Source organism: Nostoc sp. 2RC (genome assembly GCF_014222165.1).
Classification (GTDB): domain Bacteria; phylum Cyanobacteriota; class Cyanobacteriia; order Cyanobacteriales; family Nostocaceae; genus Nostoc; species Nostoc linckia.
In genome coordinates, this window is record NZ_JACKZU010000636.1 from 1 (window position 1) to 2,287 (window position 2,287).

Here is a 2,287-nt window from a genome sequence, read left to right on the forward strand (position 1 = left end):
AAACCCCCAAGACCGCGCTGGCTCACCTTTTCCCCAAACCAAATTCCAGTTTAAAATCCAAAACCTGAGCAGTATTGCCTCATCTCCCCATTCCCCAATTAGACCGCCACAGAAGCGCGACGGGTTTGTGAAATGAACCACTGTTGCAATTTCGCATCGCTGTAGACTTCATCTGCAATAAAATGATCGCCTTCAGGGAATACAGTAAAATCTACTATTCCTCCCAGTGCGCGCAAGGTATCGACAATCTGCTGTGTATCTTCAATCGACAGTTTTTCATCTTTAGCACCTTGGAATATTTGAATGGGAATTTCCTTGAGTGCAGTAAGTTGGGTGGCTTCTAAGGTTTTGGGGACGCGACCGGATACTGCTACCAGACCAGCGAACCGACTGGGATGAGAAGCAGCGATGTGCCATGCTCCAGCCGTACCTAAGCTGAACCCAGATATGATGACACGAGACGGATCGATAGACCGCGAGGCAATAAAATTATCCAATAAAGCAATTACATCTGATTCTCGCTCTACCCAAGTCTGCCCTTCAGGAAGTTGGGGCGCTAAAAAGAAGTAAGGTAAGGGGCTTGATTCATTCACAAAACGAGGTAAACCCCATTTGAGTAGCACATTTAAATCGTTCCCGCGATCGCGCGCTCCGTGCAGGAATAACACGAGGGGTGCGGATTTGTTGGTATCTTCAGATACAGAGGAGAAAAGATAAGGCAATAAACCAGAGCGTTGTTCAACAGGCATGATGGTGACTCCTAAAGTTTGGGGCTTAAAGACTGGAAACTCATAACTCAGCACTTAGATTGCTGCCGCTTCGGCAGGCTGTTTCCACACTGCTGTTGTGTATAGCGAGGCATCGAAGTCAGGTACAATGTTGTCACTCGTGATGCGTGCTTCGTGCAGCGCCCAATCAGCAAAGAACAAGTCATGGCTGATGCGCGTTACTACTGCTGGCACATCACGCCGGATGCTGGGCACGTCGCCTATGGGCAACCCGAAGCTGACGAAACCGGCAGGGTTGAAAACGTGGATGTCTTTTAGGTAAGGTGCTGTGCCAGGAACCTTTTCTTGGTATTCGTGGGCGCTGCCCAGGTAAGGGTGTGTTCCTAGTTCATCGTTACGCTGGTGGGAGGGTGGTTGATAGCGATCGCTCCACAGAGCAATATGCTGGGCAAACTCAGACAGTTCCGGCCGCACCCTGGGATTGACAAAGTAGCCTGTGCCAGCAATGGCAAAATCAAACTCGAAAACATCTTCGTTTACCTGAGCGACGATGCGGCCTGCTTCTTCACGGGCGGATCTCCAGGGTGCAGACAGGTGTAGGTGAAAGTTTGGGAATGCCACCACTCGTTCAATGGCGTCAGGTGGAGGTGTGGAGCCAGCCTGACGAAAGCGCCAAGCCTGGAACCAACGAGCCGCATCCGGCAGTTGGGGATAGTTGTAGTAGGCACCAGGATATCCCCGCGCCCGAATTACTGGCACAGATGCGATGGCAGACCGCCGTGCAAACAAATGTACTGCCTTGGCTCCTGATTCTAGTGCCACCCCTGCCGCATCAAAGGCGGAGGCCGCAGCACCTATAACTGCTACAGTTTTACCACGCAGTGCTGCAAAATCAATGGCATCGGCGGTGTGGGCATAAAGCCTGCGCGGTAGATCCGCTAGGACTGGTGGGATGTATGGGCCACCAGTGCCAGCTACACCGTTAGCAAAGATAATCTTGCGGGTAGTTTCCGTCTGTGGCGCACCATTCACCTCTAGGTGCAGCCGAAAGAAACCTTCGAGCGGCTCTATCCGCACCAATTTTGTATGATATCGAACTTCAATATTCAGTATTTGCCGATACCAACTGAGGTACTCAGCCCATAACAAGCGGGGGATGCGGTCGATGGACGCGTAAGCTTCGACACCATGTCGTGCTTCGTACCAAGCCTGAAACGATAAGGCCGGAATACCCAGTTCGGGCCCGGCTAAGTTCTTGGGCGTGCGTAGTTTGTTCATCCGCGCTCGCGTTAGCCATACGCCTGCATGAACCTCATCTTCCGCTGCGTCAATCACCGTCACACCACCGATGCCAGCACGCCGTAGTGCAAATGCAAAGGTGCTACCGCTGCCACTACCACCCACTATAGTGACATTGTAGTCAACGCCTGGGCGATCGGGTATCCAGTTTTCTGGATCGGGGCCCAGTAGGCGTAGCGCCTCGCGGGCACCAAAATCGTAGTCAGTCGTCGTTGTCATATCGCTCTTCCTGGGTGAAACGGGGTTTTGTTGAATTGGGG

Annotated in this window: 2 protein-coding genes; both read right to left on the reverse strand. The window is 52.2% G+C overall.

All coding sequences use genetic code 11. The features are described 5' to 3' along the window. Positions 1–98 precede the first annotated feature (98 nt). Positions 99–749 (reverse strand): dienelactone hydrolase family protein, encoded by a 651-nt coding sequence (locus tag GNE10_RS34005; RefSeq protein ID WP_185570433.1) that lies wholly within the window; start codon positions 747–749, stop codon positions 99–101. Positions 750–803: 54 nt separating this feature from the next. Continuing rightward, positions 804–2,287, reverse strand: a 1,484-nt coding sequence (locus GNE10_RS34010) for an FAD-dependent oxidoreductase (RefSeq protein WP_260447145.1), incomplete at its 5' end; no start/stop codon positions are given.